Origin of the sequence: Streptomyces sp. NRRL WC-3618 (genome assembly GCF_001280005.1) — a bacterium.
Classification (GTDB): Bacteria; Actinomycetota; Actinomycetes; order Streptomycetales; family Streptomycetaceae; genus Streptomyces.
Genome location: NZ_LGDW01000281.1, coordinates 40,622 through 57,318 on the forward strand (window position 1 = coordinate 40,622; position 16,697 = coordinate 57,318).

Below are 16,697 nucleotides of genomic sequence, written 5' to 3' on the forward strand. Positions count from 1 at the left end.
CACCAGCAAGATACCCCCCAGGGGTATTCCCTGGTATTCCCCGGCGTTTCCGATGTCCGTTTCCGTGCCGCTACCCGTCCCGGAGTTTCTTCAGCCGTTCCACGTCCGCCGCGTGCCCCTCCTTCCCGCCGGGCGTCTCGATGATCAGCGGTACGCCCTCGGTCGCGGGGTGCGTCATCAGCGCGCGGAACGGGTCCTCGCCGATATGGCCGGCGCCGATGTTCTCGTGGCGGTCCTTGTGCGCGCCGACCACGTCCTTGGAGTCATTGGCGTGGATCAGCTTCAGCCGTCCCTCGCCGACCGTGTCGACGAGCAGATCGAGGGTCTGGTGCATACCGCTGGGCCCGGTCAGATCGTGTCCGGCCGCGAAGATGTGACAGGTGTCCAGGCAGACGCCGAGCTTCGGATGGGCGTCGAGCGCCTCGAAGTACGGCCCGAAGTCCCAGGTGCGCGAACAGAGGGAGGAGCCCTGTCCAGCGGTCGACTCGAGGAGCAGACACGGGTCGTCGTCGTGGGTGAGCTCGTCGAGCAGCGGCAGCAGATGTTCCCGTACCTGCTTGAGGGCCACGGCCCGCTCCCGCCCGCCGGTCGCGCTCCCCGTGTGCACCACCACCCCCAGCGCGCCGATCTCGCGCCCGCGCCGCAGCGAGTGCCGCAGCGACTCCACCGACTGCTCGACGGTCGCCTCGGTGTGCGAGCCGAAGTTGATCAGGTACGGGGCATGGACGTATGCGGGGATCGAGGCGTCGGCGCAGGCCGCGCGGAACGCCTCGTCCTGGCGGGGATTGCCGACGGGCGTCGCCCAGCCGCGCGGATTGGCGACGAAGACCTGCACGGTCTCGGCCAGAAGGTCGCGGGCGTAGGACAGGCCGACGGAGTGGAGACCGCCGGCCACGGGAACATGGCCGCCGACGGGGTTGCGGAGCTGCGTGCTGGTCACCCGTTCAGGGTGTCACGCGGCGCTCCGCGTCCCGTCAGCGGATCGTGATGGTGATCTTCGACCCCTTGGGCGCGGTCTCGCCTCCGTCCACGGACTGCTTCTTCACCGTGTCGCCGAAGAGCCCGAGCAGTCCCCGGTCCTCCTCAACCGTGAACCCGGCCCCCTCCAGCGCCTCCTTGGCTTCGTCGACGCTGTCGCCCACGACATCCGGGACCTTGATCATCTCCGGACCCTTGGAGACCGTCAGCGTGACGGTGTCGCCCTGCTCGGCCTCGCTGCCGCCCTCCGGTGACTGGACGGCGACCTGCCCCTGCTCGAACTCGTCCGAAGTGACGGTCTTGGCGGCGACCTTGACCTTCAGCCCCGCCTGCCCCAGCTCGGCCCGCGCGTCGGCGAGGTCGGAGCCGGTGACGTCGGAGACCTCCACCGGGCTGCCCTTGCTGATGACGAGGGCGACCGCGGAACCCGCGCGCCGCTCGGTGCCGGCGTCCGGGCTGGTGCTGATCACGGAACCCCGGGGCACCTCGTCGCTGAACTCCCGGGTGACCATCCCCGGCTCCAGACCGTTCCGCTTCAGCAGCGCTCTGGCCTTGTCGAGACGGTAGCCCCCGAGCTGGGGCACCGGCACGGTCTCCGGGCCCCTGGAGATGGTGAGCGTCACGGTGTCGTGGTCCCGGATGCGCTCGCCGACCTCGGGGTCCGTGCTGATGACGGCGCCGCGCGCCACCGTGTCGCTGTAGTCCTTCTCGATCCTGACCTCGAGCCCGGCGGCCGTCAGCCGGTCCGTGGCCTGTGCCTCGGTCTTTGACAGCACCCCCGGGACCTGCGTGAACTGCCCGGAGTTGATGTACCAGACGCCCGCCCCGACACCGAGGACGAGCAGCACGGCGACGAGGACGGCGAGCGGCGCACGCCGCCCCCGCGCCCGCGCGGAGCGCCGGGAGGGCGGGGCGGGCGCCGGGGGAGCGCCGACCGCGCCCAGCAGACTGGTGCGGTTGGTCGGGTTGGTCCGGGTGAGCTGCCGGTCGCCGGCCGGGGACTCGTCCTCGTTGACGGGCAGGAGGGGCGGCACGGCCAGCGCGCGCGGGATGACGCTCGTCAGGTCCTCGGCGTTGTCGTGTGCCGAGGCGACGGCCTGCGGCGGTACGGCGTCCAGTTGTTCGGCGTCGAGCGAGCCACGCGTCTCCAGTACCTGCGACAGCAGCGCCACGGCGTCGTACGGCCGGATGTCGGCGTTGCGCGCGGTGGCCGAGGCGACCAGCGCGTCCAGTTCGAGGGCCAGCCCCGGTACGAGGGCCGACGGCGGCGGCACGTCCTCGTGCAGGTGCTTGTAGAGCACCAGCGCGGGGGAGTCGCCGTAGTGCGGCTGGTCGCCGGTCAGCATCTCGTAGAGGACGATGCCGCAGGCGTACACATCGACCCGGGGGTCGGCGGTGCCGCTCTCGATCTGCTCGGGCGCGAGGTAGGAGACGGTGCCGAGGACGGCGCCGGTCGTGTTGGTGACCGTGTCCACGGCCCGTACGAGCCCGAAGTCGGCGACCTTCACCCGGCCGTCGTCCCCTATCAGCACGTTCTCGGGCTTCATGTCGCGGTGCACGAACCCGGCCCGGTGCGCGGCGCCGAGCGCGGCGAGCACGGGCTCCAGGATGTCGAGGGCGGCCCTCGGCTGGAGCGCGCCGCGCTCACGGAGCACGTCACGCAGGGTGCAGCCGGCGATGTACTCCATGGCGAGATAGACGTACGACCCGTCGGCGCCCTGGTCGAAGACCTGTACGACGTTGGGGTGCGCGAGCCGGGCCACGGACTTCGCTTCCCGGATGAATCGCTCGACGAAGGTCGCGTCGGCCGCGAGCGTCGGATGCATCACCTTGAGGGCGAGCACGCGGTCGAGGCGGGTGTCCACGGCCCGGTAGACCGTGGCCATCCCGCCGACCGCGATCCGCGCGTCGACGCGATAGCGGCCGTCGAGCACCTGCCCGACGAGAGGGTCCTGAAGGGTCGTATCCACGCAGGTGAGTGTACGAGCCGTCGCTGACAAGGCCGCGGTTTCGGCCAGGAAAGCACAGGAAAGCAGCGGGACTGAAGCCGACCTGTGACGGAGATCGCGGGGGACGGCCGCCAATGGCGAGTAAGCGCCACAGGAGAGGCCCACTTGCAAAAAGGCTGGACACAGGCGGTGCGTGGGTGGGAGATCGAGGGCAGGGCAACGCAGGGCACCTAGAAAGCAGGCCGCTCAGGATCCAGCGCGGCCAGCCCGGCAACAGGCGACGACGCCGTGGCGAAGTGACGCCGGGGTATCCGCCCGGCCCGGTGGGCCAACCGCCCCGCCGAAACCCCGTACCGCATCGCCTCCGCCATCAGCACGGGCTCCTGGGCCCGGGTGACAGCCGACGCCAGCATCACCCCCGCACACCCCAACTCCATCGCCAAGGTCACATCGGACGCCGTCCCCGCGCCCGCGTCGAGAATCACCGGCACGCGCGCGTGCTCCACGATCAGCTGGAAGTTGTGCGGGTTGCGAATCCCCAGCCCCGACCCGATCGGCGACCCGAGCGGCATGATCGCGGCGCACCCGACGTCCTCCAGCTTGCGCGCCAGCACGGGATCGTCGTTCGTGTACGGCAACACCGTGAACCCGTCCTCCACCAGCACCTCCGCCGCGTCCAGCAGTTCGACCGGATCCGGCAGCAGCGTCCGCTCGTCGGCGATGACCTCCAGCTTCACCACGTCCGTACCGAGCGCCTCCCGGGCCAGCCGGGCCGTCAGCACGGCCTCTCCGGCGGTGAAGCACCCGGCGGTGTTGGGCAGCACCTGGATGCCGAGCCGTTCCAGCACCGAGAGCACCGACCCGTGCACCGAGGGATCGACGCGCCGCATCGCGACCGTCGTCAGCTCCGTGCCGGAGGCCACCAGCGCCCGCTCCAGCACGTCGAGGCTGGGCGCACCCCCCGTACCCATGATCAGCCGGGACGTGAACGTCGTACCGCCGAGGACAAAGGGATCGTCGGCCATGGCTCAGCCTCCCTGAACGGCGGTGAGGACTTCGACGCGGTCGCCCTCGGAGAGGGGGGTCGCCGACCACCGCGCGCGCGGGACGACGGTTTCGTTGAGCGCGGCGGCCACACCGGAGGACGCCGGGGTGAGGGTCCTCACCAGAGCGTCGAGCGCGGTACCGGGGGAGATCTCCCGCCGCGAGCCGTTCACCAGGATGTTCATACGAGCTGCTCCATGCGTACGGTGTCGAACCGGCGGGGCGTGAACGCCCTGGCCTCGTCGGGCAGTTCACCGGTGGTCAGCGTGTGCGCCAGCGCGTCACCGGTGACCGGCGTCAGCAGCACCCCGTTGCGGTAGTGGCCCGTGGCCAGCAGGAGGCCCTCCAGCGCGGTCGGGCCGAGCAGCGGCGCGTTGTCGGGGGACCCGGGACGCAGTCCCGCGCGGGTCTCCGTCAACGGCAGCTCGGTGATCCCGGGGACGAGTTCATGGGCGTCGCGCAGCAACTCGTACACGCCGCCCGCCGTGACGGTCGTGTCCCAGCCCAGCTCCTCGCTGGTCGCCCCGACGACCAGCTCACCGTTCTCGCGCGGCACCAGATAGATCTGGCTGCCGCGCACCACGGCCCGCACGGTCCGGCTCAGGAAGGGCGCGTACCGCTGCGGCACGCTCACCCGAACCACCTGCCCCTTCACGGGCCGTACGGGCGGCAGCACGGCCTCGGGGACCCCCGCGAGCCGCCCGCTGAGGCTGCCCCCGGCCAGCACGACCGACCCGGCGGCCAGCTCGTCGCCGTCCGAGTCCGTGACCGCCACGGCCCGCTCCCGCCGTACCTCGAGCCGCTCGGCCCAGGTCCGGCGCAGCACCACCCCGGCCCGCTCGCACGCGGCCACCAGCGCCCCGGCCAGCCGCCGCGGATCGATCTGGTGGTCGCCGTCCACCCGCAACCCCCCGCGCACGCCCGGCGCGAGCATCGGCTCCAGGCGTCGGCACTCACGCCCCGAGAGCCACTCCGACTCCAGGCCCGAGCGCTGTTGCAGGGCGTGCAGTTCGCGCAGCTCGGCGCGGTCGTCGGCGTCGAGTGCGACGGCGAGGGTGCCGCAGCGGCGGTAGCCGAGGTCGTGGCCGGTCAGCTCGGTGAGCTCGGCCACGAAGTCCGGATAGCGGCGGGCCGACTCCAGGTTCAGCCCGAGCAGGGTCTGCTCACCGTGGTGCAGTTCGGTGACGGCGGCCAGCATCCCGGCCGCCACCTGCGCGGCCCCGCCGCCCGGCACGGGATCCACGACCGTCGTGGCGAGCCCGCGCTGCGCGGCGCGCCAGGCCGTCACCAGCCCGATGATCCCGCCTCCGACGACAACGACGTCCGAAGTGTGCGTACGCGACATGGGCGTCCAGCCCCTCCCTTCGCCGGCATGACCCGGATCAGGTTCGTACGGTCGGAGGCCGCCCAGCCTCCCTCTCAGCCCGGTGCGTCCGGGCTCCCGCGAGTGCTTACGCTGGTCAGCCTAGCCCGCGCCGCGACGCCCACGTAAGGGAGCCTCCGCCCATGCCCCGCTCACTCGACGGCCTCGTCCTCGCCCCGGTCGAGGATCAGGCCCCAGGTCAGGTGGGGACGCGCACCCGGTTCACCTACCACGAGCGGGACGGCGAGATCTGGGCCGAGTACAGGGGCGGGGATGTCGTACGCGGCCGTCTCGTGGGTACGCGGGAAGGTGACCGTCTCGACTTCCGGTACGTGCAGCTCAAGCACGACGGGACGACGTCCTCGGGCCACTGTGTGTCCGAGGTGACCGAACTGCCCGACGGGCGGCTGCGGTTGGCGGAGACCTGGGAATGGGAGTCGCAGCCGGGCAGTGGGACGAGCGTGGTGGAGCAGGTCGAAGACGTGGGTGTGCAGCAGGTCACTGATCGCGCCCACTGACTGACAATTTGTCAGTTGTCTATGGTGATCGGGTGAGTGAGCTGACGCAGGCACAGGGCACACCGGGCGGATCGCAGCCGCGGCGCGTGGTCGTCGTGGGGGCGGGCATGGCCGGGGTGCAGACCGCGGTCGCCCTGCGGGAACAGGGTTTCACGGGCACGGTGACGCTGCTGGGCGCGGAACCCCATCAGCCCTACGACCGGCCGCCGCTGTCCAAGGCCGTCCTGCTGGGCAAGGCGGAGGGTTCCGCCTTCGACATCGACTTCGAGGCCCTCGGCATCGAACTGCTGCTCGGGCGCGAGGTGCTGGGCGTCCGGGGCGCCGCACACGAGCTGGACACCGCCGACGGGCCCGTCCCGTACGACGTCCTGGTCCTCGCGACCGGCGCCGAACCGATCCGGCTGCCGGGCACCGAGGGCGTACCCGGGGTGCATCTGCTGCGCACCCTCGACGACGCCGAGCGGCTGCGGCCAGTCCTCGCACGCCAGCACGACATCGTGGTCGTCGGAGCGGGCTGGATCGGCGCCGAGTTCGCCACCGCCGCCCGCGAGGCCGGCTGCGCCGTCACCGTCGTCGAGGCCGCCGACCGGCCGCTCGCGGGGGCCCTGCCCGCCGAGGTGGCCGCGCCGATGGCCGCCTGGTACGCGGACAGTGGCGCCTCGCTGCGCACCCACGCGCGCGTGGCACGCGTCGAGCCCGGCGCGGTGCTGCTCGACGACGGCTCGCGGCTGCCCGCGGACGCCGTCGTCGTGGGCATCGGGGCCCGCCCGGCCACGGCCTGGCTGGCGGGCTCGGGGATCACCCTGGGCGACCACCGGGAGGTCGTCGCCGACGACCACCTGCGCACCTCCGCGCCGGACGTCTACGCGGTCGGCGACTGCGCCTCCTTCCCTTCGGGAAGGTACGGCCGGCGCCTTCTGGTCCATCACTGGGACAACGCCCTCCAGGGACCCCGTACGGTCGCCGCGAACATCATCGGGGAGTCCCCGGCGGTCTACGACCCGGTTCCGTACTTCTGGTCGGAGCAGTTCGGCCGCTTCGTCCAGTACGTCGGCCACCACCAGTCGGCCGACACCACCCTGTGGCGCGGCGACCCGTCCGGCCCCGCCTGGACGGTCTGCTGGCTGCGGGAGGGCCGGCTGGTGGCCCTGCTGGCCGTGGGCCGCCCCCGGGACCTGGCCCAGGGCCGCCGCCTGGTCGAGGCGGGCACCCGGATGGACGCCGGGGCCCTGACGGACCCCTCCCGGCCGCTGAAGGCGGCCGCGGCGTAGTCCGAAGGGGCTCCACGCGGCCCCGACGCCACCGCATCGGCGCAGGTCACAGGGGCCCGGCTTCCGACTGTCAGTGCGGGATGGCAGGCTTGTCCCGTGACCGAGATTGACGCAAAGATCGATGCTCTCGTCCCTGCCTGGCTCACGCTGCCCGACATCGCGGAAATCCTCGATATCGAGGTGACACGCGTCCGGCAGTTGGTCAAGGAGGGCCAAGTGATCGCCGTACGCCGTGGTGAGAACCGCGCGCTGCACGTCCCCGCCGCATTCATCGACGGGGTCGAGCAGAAAGTCGTCAAGGGCCTCACCGGCACCCTGACGCTCCTGAGGGACGACGGCTTCTCCGACGAAGAGATGCTGGAGTGGCTCTTCACTCCCGACGAGAGCCTGCCCGGCACCCCCGCGCAGGCCCTCAGCGAGAATCGCGGCACGGAGGTGAAGCGCCGGGCCCAGGCGCTCGCCGTCTGATCCGACCAGCCGTTGGTGTGCGGGCCGAGGCCCGCACACCGCCACGACAGGGGCGCTCCCGGGGAGAACTTCCCTGGGGCGCGCCCATGGGGGGACACCTATGCCCGAGACGACCGACACCGTGCCCATGGCGACCGCCGACCCCGGCAGCGCCCGGCTCGCCGACGCCCGGGTCTACCTCTGCACGGACGCCCGCAGACGGCAGGGCGACCTCGCCGAGTTCCTGGACACGGTCCTGGCAGGCGGGGTCGACATCGTGCAGCTGCGCGACAAGGGCATGGAGGCGGCCGAGGAACTGGACCACCTCCAGGTCTTCGCCGACGCCTGCGCCCGGCACGGCAAGCTCCTCGCGGTCAACGACCGCGCGGATGTCGCCCACGCGGCCGGCGCCGGCGTGCTGCATCTGGGCCAGGGCGACCTTCCTGTTCCGGCGGCCCGGGCGATCCTCGGCCCCGACGTCCTCATCGGCCGCTCCACACACGCCGAGTCCGAGGCCGCGTCAGCCGCCGTCCAGGAGGGCGTCGACTACTTCTGCACGGGCCCCTGCTGGCCGACCCCCACCAAGCCCGGCCGCCACGCACCCGGCCTCGACCTGGTCCGGTACACGGCCGCGCTCGCCGCCGAGCGCCCCTGGTTCGCCATCGGCGGCATCGACCTGGGCAATCTGGACGAGGTGCTGGCCGCGGGCGCCACCCGGGTGGTCGTCGTACGGGCGATCACCGAGGCGGACGACCCGGGCGCGGCGGCGGGGGAGTTCGCCGAGCGGCTGCGTTCGCGGTAACCGTCAGGTGTCCGAAGCGTGGACAACAAGGCGACAATCCGGGCAAATTTCCGCCATCTGGTTGGGAGACCGCCGCCCCCTGACTAACCTGCCGGTATGGCCTTCGGAACCGCGTCCACCAGAACCGACCGCGCACGCACCGTGCGGGACATGCTCGCGTCCGGAAAGACCACGTACTCCTTCGAGTTCTCGGCGCCCAAGACTCCCAAGGGCGAGCGGAACCTGTGGAACGCGCTCCGGAGGATCGAGGCGGTCGCGCCGGACTTCGTGTCCGTGACGTACGGCGCCGGCGGGTCGACGCGCGCGGGCACGGTCAAGGAGACCCAGCAGATCGTCTCCGACACCACACTCACCCCGGTCGCCCACCTCACCGCGGTCAACCACTCCGTCGCAGAACTGCGCAACATCATCGGCCAGTACGCCGACGCGGGCATCCGCAACATCCTTGCCGTGCGCGGCGACCCGCCCGGCGATCCGATGGCCGACTGGGTACCGCACCCGAGCGGTCTGACGTACGCCGCCGAACTCGTCCGCCTCATCAAGGAGTCGGGCGACTTCTGTGTGGGCGTCGCCGCCTTCCCCGAGACCCACCCGCGCTCGGCCGACGCGGAGACGGACGTCACGCACTTCGTCGACAAGTGCCGGGCCGGCGCGGACTACGCGATCACCCAGATGTTCTTCCACCCGGAGTCGTATCTGAGGATGCGGGACGCGGTCGCGGCGGCGGGCTGCCCGACCCCGGTCATCCCCGAGGTCATGCCCGTGACCAGCGTGCGGATGCTGGAGCGCCTGCCGCAGCTCAGTAACGCGGCCATCCCCGCAACCCTGAAAGAGCGGATCCTCACAGCCAAAGACGACGCGGCGGCTGTACGCTCCATTGGCATCGAGTTCGCCACGGAGTTCTGCGCGCGGCTGCTGGCCGAGGGAATCCCCGGACTGCACTTCATCACGCTGAACAACTCCACGGCATCGCTGGAAATCTACGAGAACCTGGGTCTGCACCACCCACAGCGGGCCTAGACCGGCCGCGCGGGCGTACGACACACTGCGTAGCGGCCACTGGGAGAGGGGCGTACATGGGCTGGACGGTCCTCTACATCGCGTTTGGCGTCGTCGCGCTGTGGCTACTCGGCGAGGTTCTGCTGCAGTACAAGGCGCGGCTGCGCTGGCGCCTGCTGGCTTTCGTCGGCTTCCTCGGTGTGGTCCTCGGTGTGCTCATCGCGCAGGTCGTCGTCATCGGCCTGGGCGCCGCGGCCTTCGCCGTCGGGCAGACCTACGTGACGCTGTCGTTCCGCAGCGGCTTCTCGGCCGGCTGGGCCGTCGCGGGCTCGGGCCTCCTCGCGCGGTTCAGCAAGAAGGGCCGGCGCGGCGAAGGGGAGCACCAGGAACCGACGTTGGAGGTCTCCGACCTGGAGGCCGCCGACAACGCCTACGAGCAGGGCAAGAGCGCGGACCCGGACTTTGGTGACTTCGGTCACAGCCCTGCGGGCGACGTCGGTGACGCCGCTTCCGGCACCGGTGCCGGAACGTACCGGCAGGGCGAGGACTTCGACAACGACTTCGACCGGGACGACGTCTTCACGCCGGCGCGCCCCGTCCGGTCCACGGAGGGCGGGAGCGCGGGTGTCTACGAACCGCAGCCCATCCCCGACGACACCGGCACGTACGGCATATACAGCGATGCCGCGTACGCGGCGGCGGCCGGCCAGGACCAGTCCTACGCGGGCGCGGGCCAGGACCAGTCGTACGCGGCGGCGGCCCAGAACGGCGACCAGACCTACGGGTACGACGGCTACACCGGTTACGACCAGCAGCAGTACGGCTACGACGCCTCGGGCCAGCAGCAGTACGCCGCCTACTCCGACCCGTACATCGGCCAGGGCTACGGCGGCACCTCGTACGACTCCGGTTACGACCAGCAGCAGTACGGCTCGCAGGGCTACGGCCAGGACCAGTACGGCGCAGGCGGCTACGGCGAGACCCCGGCGAGCGGTGTCTGGGTCCCGCAGCAGCGCAACACCGACGACCCGTTCTTCGGCGGTGAACTCCCGCCGGAGCAGCAGTACCCCTACGACAACAGCAACGGCAATGGCAACGGCCAGAGCGGCAACGGGCAGACGCAGGGGAACGGCTTCGACGAGCAGTACCGCTTCTGAGGTCCGCTGCCCCGACCGGGCACCCCGGGACTCACTGCGAGCCCCGGAAGCCCGGCCCCTCCACGATCAGCCCGGCGACCAACGCACCCGACATGCCCGCGTGCGCGAGCCCGCCCCCGGGATGCGACCAGCCGCCCACCCGATACAGCCCCGGCAGTCGGGTGCTGTTGGCGGGACGCAGGAAGTCCCCGTTCCCGCCCGCGAGGGAAGGCGCCGACACGCCCCCGAGGAACGCGCCCGTCTCGTGACCGGAGTGTCCGGGCGTCCGTATCTCCCGCCACAGGACCCGCTCGCGCAGCCCCGGAACCGCGGCCTCGGCCGCGCCGACCATCAGTTCCGCGAACCGTTCCACCGGGCCGTCCGCCGCCCAGTCGCCCAGGGCCGGTGCCGACGCGCCGAGGACCACGGACTCGTGCTCCTCGTCGGGCCGCAGCGCGGGATCGTCCGGCCGCAGCACGGTCACCGTGGGCCGTGCCGGGCCGTCTCCCTGCCCGCTCACCCAGTTCAACTCGGCCTCGCGGTCCGGCGCGTGCACGACCGTGCGATGCGCGGCACCCTCGGCACGGGCCCCGCGCAGGGCCAGCAGCACGGTGAACCGGCCCGGCGACGGCGTAAACGCATCGGGAACAACGTCACCGTCCCCGTCGAGCGGATGCTCCGTCAGCTCCTTCAGCCGCACCGGATCCACGCCCGCCACGACATGGTCGGCCTCCGCGACCGTCCCGTCGCTCAGCTGGAGCCCTGCCGCCCGGCCGTCCTTCTCGACGATCCCCGTGACCTCGGCGCCGAAGACGAACTCGACCCGCCGGGCCACGCACCGCTCGTACACCGCTCGCGCCAACTCCCGGATGCCGCCCCGGACATACCAGGTGCCGAAGGCGTGCTCCATGTACGGCAGCACGGCCGCGCTCGCGGGAACGTCCCGGGGATCGAGGCCGTAGGCCAGGGCGTGAGCGTCCAGGAGGGCGGTCAGGCGTGGGTCGCGCAGCTCCCAGGCGGCGACCTCGGCGAGGGTGCCGGCGCGGCGGGTGCGCAGCAGCCGCTTGTGGGGGACCGCCGGATAGGGCTCCCGCTCGGCCAGCACCTGCCAGTCGGTCCACAGCGGCTCCTCCAGGAGCGGTCTGCGGGTGCGGTCCCAGGCCTCGCGCGCCCTGACCAGGAAGTCGCCCCAGCGGTCACCGGCCCCGGCCCCGAGAGCCGCCTCCAGAGCCTGGACGACGCCCGCGCGGGACGCGTTCGGCAGGGCGACCTCCGTGCCGTCCGCGAAGACGTGCCGTGAGGAGGGGTCGACCTGGACCAGCTCGACGCACTCCTCCAGGGGCTGCTTGCCGGTCTTGACGAACAGATCGCGGTAGACCGCGGGCAGGGTGAGCAGCCCGGGTCCGGTGTCGAAGGAGAAGCCGTCGCGCTCGAAGCGGCGCACCGCTCCGCCGTAGGTCTCCCCACGCTCGTACACCGCCACCCGGTGGCCCGCGACGGCCAGCCGGGCAGCGGCCCCCATCGCGCCCATGCCGGCGCCGATCACCGCAATCCGTGCCATGCCAGGGACTTTATCGGCCCCCACTGACAATCCCGCTACGGGCCTGTGACCACGGAGTTCGCGGGAACGTGGGCGGCCTGGCTCAGTCCGGTGCCCAGCCGGTGCGGGCCACGAGCCGTTTCTCCTCGCGCCGGTCGGCCCGGCGGCGCAGGAACCGTCTGATCCGGGAGACGAGGAAGTACAGCACGACCAGGCCGGTGAGCAGCAGCGCGCCCGCGACGATCGCCGCCGCCTGCGGGTGGAACATCGCGAACGTCACGATGCCGGCGACCCCGAGATCCTCGGCGAGGCTCACGGCGACGTTGCTGAACGGCTCCGGCGACGTGTTGACCGCCATCCGCGTCCCGGCCTTGACCGCGTGGCTGGCCAGCGCCGTCGAACCGCCGATCGCGCCGGCCGCCAGATCGGACAGCGAACCGCTCTGCCCGGCGAGCAGCGCCCCGACGACGGCCCCGGAGACGGGCCGGATCACCGTGTGCACCGCGTCCCACACCGAGTCCACGTACGGGATCTTGTCGGCGACCGCCTCGCACAGGAACAGCGCGCCCGCCGCGATGAGCACCTCCGGGCGCTGCAGCGACTCGGGGACGTCGTCGCTCAGCCCGGTCGCGCCGAATATGCCGAGGAGGAGCACCACCGCGTAGGCGTTGATGCCGCTGGCCCAGCCGCTGGTGAAGACCAAAGGGAGTACTGACACGCCCGCGATGGTAACCAGTCGGCAACGGCGTGTCGTGGGGGTGAGCGCGCAGGGCTGAGTACGCGTACCTAGGGGGAGAGATGAGTAGGCGCACGGATGGGCTGCGACCTGCGCGAACGAGAGAGTGGTGACACGGAAAAGGGCACGGCTCCGGTACCGCCGACACGGGGCGGCGGAACGGTGCCGACGCCCTGGACCGCTCCTTCCGCCGATCCGTCGGCGGGAGCGAGACACCGGGGGGACCCGGGGAACGACCGCACGGGGGTACGGGGGAAACAAAGGAGGGGGAACGGGGGAAACGGGGGAGCAGGAAGGAAGCGCCGGTTCGAGATGGCCCGCGGGGGACGCGGCCACCTTCGGACCGGCGCTTTCCCGTGCGCCCGGACCCCGCTCGCTCAGCGGTTGCCGCCCACCCGCCCCTGGAGCAGCCGGGACAGCGCCGAGTGGACGTCGTCCAGGGAGCGTTCCGGCTGGAACGACTGCCAGTCCAGGGCGGCGACCAGAACCATGCCGACCAGGGCCGCCGCGGTCAGCGGGATGTCGATCTCGTCGCTGAGCTCGCCGCCCGCCACGGCCTCGCGCAGGACGTCCTCGATGACCGCCACCGCCTGCTGCCTGACCACCATCAGGGTGGACTGCCAAGCCCGGTTGGTGCGCCACAGTTCGGCCACGTACAGCTGGGTGAAGGCCGGGTAGCGGCTGATGAAGACGAGCCCGGCCCGGACCATCGCGTCCAGGGCGTCGATCCTGCTGCCGCCGTCCCGGGCGGTCTTCTCGGCCGCCTCCCGAAGGGAGGCGGTGAGGAGTTCCACGCCGTGCCGCAGCAACTCCTCGAAGAGGACGGACTTGCTCGCGAAGTTGTAGTAGACCGTGCCCTTGGCGACGCCGGCCCGCTCGGCGATCTCGTCCACCGTGGTGGCGGAGAACCCCTGTTCGGCGATGAGCGTGACTGCCGCCTCGTAGAGCTTCTGCCGGGTGGCCTCGCGCCGCGTACCGCCGCCCGACGTGGTCCTGCTGTGTTCCATGGCCCCGATTCTCACAGGAACACCGGGTACCCGCTGACGAGACGTCACAGGCTCAGCTCCGGGTGCAGCCGGTCCAGGGTCCACACCTGCTTGCGGCGGGCCGACACGGCGGTCAGCGCCAGGGCGCCGGCCATGAACGCGGCCAGCACGGCACACGCCTGCCACACCGGGCCGAGCCCACCGCCCGTGATGAGCCTGCGCAGGGCCTCGACGACGTAGCTCATCGGCATGAAGGGGTGGATCGCGTTGAAGAAGCCGGGGCTGGTCTGCACGGGATAGGTGCCGCCCGCGGACGTCAACTGGAGCATCAGGAAGGCGAGTACGAGGATCCGGCCCGCCGCTCCGAAGCGTGCGTTCAGCCACTGGACGATCGCCGCGAAGCACGCCGTGACCAGGAACAGGAAGCCCACCGTCCCCGCCGCCCGCACCATCTGCAGGCCGATCGCCCAGTGCAGTACGGACATCAGGGCCACGGTCTGGAGCACGCCCAGTACGGCCACGGGGAGCCAGCCCGCCAGGGTGATGCGCCACGCGGAGGAACCCGCGGCGAGCGCACGCCGGTTGAGCGGCGGGATCAGCATGTAGGCGACCATCGAGCCCACCCACAGGGACAGCGGGATGAAGTACGGGGCGAATCCGGTGCCGTAGTTGGCGGCCTTGTGCAGGTCCCTGGAGGCGAGTTGGACCGGGTCGGACATCACCTGGGTGCGCGCGTCCCGGTCCTGCCGGTCGTAGTCGGGGATCTGGCCGGCGCCGTCGTGCAGTCCGCCGGCGAGTTTCCCGGAACCGTCGGCGAGCTTGAACATGCCTCCGGAGAGGTCGTCGGCGCCCGTCCTGAGGTCCTGGACGCCCGTGTGCAGGGCGGTCGCGCCGGTCTTGGCGGTGGAGAGCCCGCTGTGCAGTTTCCGCGCCCCCGCGGCGACCTGGGCCGCCCCCGCGTTGAGCCTGTCGACCTTCCGGACGGCGTCGTCGAGGTCCTCGGTCAGGCGCGGTGCGCGGTCGGCGAGCGCCTGGGCCTGCTTCTGGAGCGTGGCGAGGTGCTGGTCGAGCCGCTCCAGGTCGCCGTTCTGGTCGGCGACCAGGGTGCTGACGTCGTCGGCGACCGTCGACACGTCCGCCGCCGCGTTCCTGGCCTTCTTCAGATCGGCGCACGCGGCGTCGGGCAGTACCGCGGTCTCGCAGCGTGCCCGGTAGACGCCGTTCAGGGTGGCGGAGGCCGTGTGGGCGCCCTTGGCGGCGGCCGGGGCGGCCTTCGCCAGGGTGCCGAGGTTGTGGCGGACCGTACCGGCCGAGTCTGCGACGAGCCGGGCGGCGTCCCCGATCGTCTTCTCGTTGTCCTTGAGGAAGGGCCTCAACCTGTCCGATACGCCGTCGACCTTGTCGGCGAGCTTCTGGGTGCCCGCCGCGACCTGCCGCGAACCGTCGGCCAGATCGCCCGCACCCGTGTCGAGTTTCCGCAGCCCCCGGACCAGCTTGCCGCTGCCCCCCTCGGCGTCCTTCAGCCCGTCGGCGAGGGCCTTGGACCCTCGCTCGGCCTTGCCGATGCCGCCCGTGAGCGTGTCGGCGCCCTTGGCGGCCTTCACGGTCTGCCCGTGGATGTCGGAGAACGAGACGAAGATCCGGTCCAGGAACGACCGTGACGCCTTGGTGGAGGCCGCCGTACGCACCTCGCCGAACACCGTCCGGGAGATCTGCCCGACGATGTAGTTGTTGGCGTCGTTCGTCCGCACCTGCAGCGCGCCCGTCTCCGGAGAGTCGCCCGAACTGGACGCGATCCGCTCACTGAAGTCGGCCGGCATGGTCAGCGACAGGTAGTAGGTGCCGTCCTCGACGCCTTCCCGCGCCTCGGCCGCGCTCACCTCGTGCCACTCGAAGGTGTCGCTGTCCCGCAGCCCCTTGACGATGTCGGCACCGGCGGTGAGCTTCTTCCCGGAGACGCTCGCCCCGTGGTCGTCGTTCACGAGCGCCACGGGAAGGCGGTCGAGCCTGCCGTACGGGTCCCAGAAGGACCACAGGTACAGGGCGCCGTACAGCAGCGGCAGCAGAAGGAGCGAGGCCAGGGCGGCCCGCGGGAGCCTGCCCCGGCCGAAGCGCCTGAGCTCAAGCGCGGCCAGTCTCGGGGAGCGCATCCACCGTCTCCTTCTCGTGAGTCTCGTTCTCCTGCGGTTCCCGCTCGCGCGGCGGCGCCGAGAGGGCGGTCGACACGGTGACGGCGCCTTCGGGCGCCTCGCTGCACACCGCGACGACAGTCGTCCCGGCCTCGGCGAGCGACCTCAACAGGGTCCACATCTCGGCCCGTTCGGCGTCCGACAGCTTGAGGTCGGTGTCGTCCACACCCAGCAGCCCGGGGCGTCCGACCAGCGCCAGCGCCACGGACAGCCGCAGCGCCTCCAGCCGTTCCAGATCGCGTACGGCCGTCCGGGAGCCCTTGGGCAGTGCCTCCAGGTCGAGACCGGCAGCGGTGAGCGCGGTGTCGACCTGGAGCTTGGTCCCGGCCTTCCGCTCCGCCCGTGGCCGCAGCAGCCCGCGCAGGGAATCGCCGAACCGGCGCTGGAGCAGCGCCCGTTCGCGCAGGTGTTCCCCGACGGTGAGGGCGGGGTCGAGGTCGGCGACCCCGGGGACGTGAGCGAGCGCGCTCGCTCGGCGTACCGCCGACAACTGCTTGGGCAGGCTCCACTCGCCGACCTCGGCCGAGCCCTCGGTGGCCCTCATCCGGCCCGTGAGCGCGAGCAGCAGGCAGGTGCGTCCGGATCCGGACGGCCCCTCCACCGCGATCAGCGAGCCGGGCTCCGCCTCGAAGGACACCTCGCGGAATGCCCAGCCGCGAGGCCCCTTGAGCCCGAAGCCCCGGGCGGTCACCCCGAGCTCGTGCGGACCGTCCACGGTTCCCCACCTCTTTTGAACTGA

The 16,697-nt window shown here is 71.8% G+C and carries 16 protein-coding genes and 1 riboswitch; of the genes, 6 read left to right on the top strand and 10 right to left on the bottom strand.

Going from position 1 to position 16,697, the window contains the following annotated elements; all coding sequences use genetic code 11:
* Nucleotides 1-70: 70 nt before the first annotated feature.
* From ADL01_RS22890 to thiO, 5 genes are all read right to left on the bottom strand, one after another.
* Nucleotides 71-940: a deoxyribonuclease IV gene (locus tag ADL01_RS22890; protein WP_053743898.1), complete on the bottom strand. Its 870-nt coding sequence runs from the start codon at nt 938-940 to the stop codon at nt 71-73.
* Between the two features lie 34 nt (nt 941-974).
* The gene (gene pknB / locus ADL01_RS22895) at nt 975-2,948 is read right to left on the bottom strand and encodes a Stk1 family PASTA domain-containing Ser/Thr kinase (protein ID WP_053743899.1); all 1,974 of its coding nucleotides are present in this window, start codon (nt 2,946-2,948) and stop codon (nt 975-977) included.
* A gap of 209 nt (nt 2,949-3,157) precedes the next feature.
* Nucleotides 3,158-3,952, bottom strand: coding sequence for a thiazole synthase (locus ADL01_RS22900; RefSeq protein ID WP_053743900.1), 795 nt, complete (start codon nt 3,950-3,952; stop codon nt 3,158-3,160).
* 3 nt (nt 3,953-3,955) lie between these two features.
* Nucleotides 3,956-4,156, bottom strand: a complete 201-nt coding sequence (gene thiS, locus ADL01_RS22905; protein WP_053743901.1) for a sulfur carrier protein ThiS — start codon at nt 4,154-4,156, stop codon at nt 3,956-3,958.
* Nucleotides 4,153-5,316, bottom strand: coding sequence for a glycine oxidase ThiO (thiO, locus tag ADL01_RS22910; RefSeq protein ID WP_053743902.1), 1,164 nt, complete (start codon nt 5,314-5,316; stop codon nt 4,153-4,155). Before thiO ends, thiS begins: the two co-directional genes overlap by 4 nt.
* Nucleotides 5,314-5,426, bottom strand: a riboswitch (TPP riboswitch). Its footprint overlaps the gene before it by 3 nt.
* Nucleotides 5,427-5,477: 51 nt before the next feature.
* Between thiO and ADL01_RS22915 the strand changes: the two genes are divergently transcribed.
* The 6 genes from ADL01_RS22915 to ADL01_RS22940 all read left to right on the top strand — a co-directional run bounded on the left by ADL01_RS22915 (nt 5,478) and on the right by ADL01_RS22940 (nt 10,528).
* A complete protein-coding gene (locus ADL01_RS22915; protein ID WP_053743903.1) occupies nt 5,478-5,852 on the top strand; it encodes a hypothetical protein in 375 nt (124 codons plus the stop codon).
* An 86-nt stretch (nt 5,853-5,938) separates the two neighbouring features.
* The gene (locus ADL01_RS22920) at nt 5,939-7,123 is read left to right on the top strand and encodes an NAD(P)/FAD-dependent oxidoreductase (RefSeq protein ID WP_053743924.1); all 1,185 of its coding nucleotides are present in this window, start codon (nt 5,939-5,941) and stop codon (nt 7,121-7,123) included.
* 96 nt (nt 7,124-7,219) lie between these two features.
* Entirely contained in the window at nt 7,220-7,591 is a 372-nt protein-coding gene (locus ADL01_RS22925) for an Rv2175c family DNA-binding protein (RefSeq protein WP_053743904.1), read from the top strand.
* A gap of 100 nt (nt 7,592-7,691) precedes the next feature.
* Entirely contained in the window at nt 7,692-8,372 is a 681-nt protein-coding gene (thiE, locus tag ADL01_RS22930) for a thiamine phosphate synthase (RefSeq protein WP_199834905.1), read from the top strand.
* Nucleotides 8,373-8,468: 96 nt separating this feature from the next.
* Nucleotides 8,469-9,392, top strand: a complete 924-nt coding sequence (gene metF, locus ADL01_RS22935) for a methylenetetrahydrofolate reductase [NAD(P)H] (RefSeq protein WP_053743905.1) — start codon at nt 8,469-8,471, stop codon at nt 9,390-9,392.
* Between the two features lie 56 nt (nt 9,393-9,448).
* Nucleotides 9,449-10,528 carry a hypothetical protein gene (locus ADL01_RS22940; RefSeq protein WP_053743906.1) on the top strand — a complete coding sequence of 360 codons (1,080 nt, stop codon included), beginning with the start codon at nt 9,449-9,451 and terminating at the stop codon, nt 10,526-10,528.
* A gap of 31 nt (nt 10,529-10,559) precedes the next feature.
* Here the strand turns inward: ADL01_RS22940 and ADL01_RS22945 are convergent, their stop codons facing one another.
* The 5 genes from ADL01_RS22945 to ADL01_RS22965 all read right to left on the bottom strand — a co-directional run bounded on the left by ADL01_RS22945 (nt 10,560) and on the right by ADL01_RS22965 (nt 16,673).
* Nucleotides 10,560-12,068, bottom strand: coding sequence for a phytoene desaturase family protein (locus tag ADL01_RS22945; protein WP_078960694.1), 1,509 nt, complete (start codon nt 12,066-12,068; stop codon nt 10,560-10,562).
* An 82-nt stretch (nt 12,069-12,150) separates the two neighbouring features.
* Nucleotides 12,151-12,765, bottom strand: coding sequence for a DUF4126 domain-containing protein (locus ADL01_RS22950; protein ID WP_053743908.1), 615 nt, complete (start codon nt 12,763-12,765; stop codon nt 12,151-12,153).
* Between the two features lie 395 nt (nt 12,766-13,160).
* Nucleotides 13,161-13,790, bottom strand: coding sequence for a TetR/AcrR family transcriptional regulator (locus ADL01_RS22955; RefSeq protein ID WP_053743909.1), 630 nt, complete (start codon nt 13,788-13,790; stop codon nt 13,161-13,163).
* A gap of 44 nt (nt 13,791-13,834) precedes the next feature.
* The gene (locus ADL01_RS22960) at nt 13,835-15,919 is read right to left on the bottom strand and encodes a YhgE/Pip family protein (RefSeq protein WP_053743910.1); all 2,085 of its coding nucleotides are present in this window, start codon (nt 15,917-15,919) and stop codon (nt 13,835-13,837) included.
* The gene (locus tag ADL01_RS22965; protein WP_053743911.1) at nt 15,891-16,673 is read right to left on the bottom strand and encodes an ATP-binding cassette domain-containing protein; all 783 of its coding nucleotides are present in this window, start codon (nt 16,671-16,673) and stop codon (nt 15,891-15,893) included. The genes ADL01_RS22960 and ADL01_RS22965 overlap by 29 nt, the downstream gene beginning before the upstream one ends.
* Nucleotides 16,674-16,697 lie beyond the last annotated feature (24 nt).

What these genes read in the sequence shown, in the direction of transcription:
- thiO (WP_053743902.1), bottom strand. Translation starts at nt 5,316, where the DNA reads ATGTCGCGTACGCACACTTCGGACGTCGTTGTCGTCGGAGGCGGGATC.
- ADL01_RS22960 (WP_053743910.1), bottom strand. Translation starts at nt 15,919, where the DNA reads ATGCGCTCCCCGAGACTGGCCGCGCTTGAGCTCAGGCGCTTCGGCCGG.
- thiS (WP_053743901.1), bottom strand. Translation starts at nt 4,156, where the DNA reads ATGAACATCCTGGTGAACGGCTCGCGGCGGGAGATCTCCCCCGGTACC.
- metF (WP_053743905.1), top strand. Translation starts at nt 8,469, where the DNA reads ATGGCCTTCGGAACCGCGTCCACCAGAACCGACCGCGCACGCACCGTG.
- ADL01_RS22940 (WP_053743906.1), top strand. Translation starts at nt 9,449, where the DNA reads ATGGGCTGGACGGTCCTCTACATCGCGTTTGGCGTCGTCGCGCTGTGG.
- ADL01_RS22955 (WP_053743909.1), bottom strand. Translation starts at nt 13,790, where the DNA reads ATGGAACACAGCAGGACCACGTCGGGCGGCGGTACGCGGCGCGAGGCC.
- ADL01_RS22900 (WP_053743900.1), bottom strand. Translation starts at nt 3,952, where the DNA reads ATGGCCGACGATCCCTTTGTCCTCGGCGGTACGACGTTCACGTCCCGG.
- ADL01_RS22945 (WP_078960694.1), bottom strand. Translation starts at nt 12,068, where the DNA reads ATGGCACGGATTGCGGTGATCGGCGCCGGCATGGGCGCGATGGGGGCC.
- thiE (WP_199834905.1), top strand. Translation starts at nt 7,692, where the DNA reads ATGCCCGAGACGACCGACACCGTGCCCATGGCGACCGCCGACCCCGGC.
- ADL01_RS22915 (WP_053743903.1), top strand. Translation starts at nt 5,478, where the DNA reads ATGCCCCGCTCACTCGACGGCCTCGTCCTCGCCCCGGTCGAGGATCAG.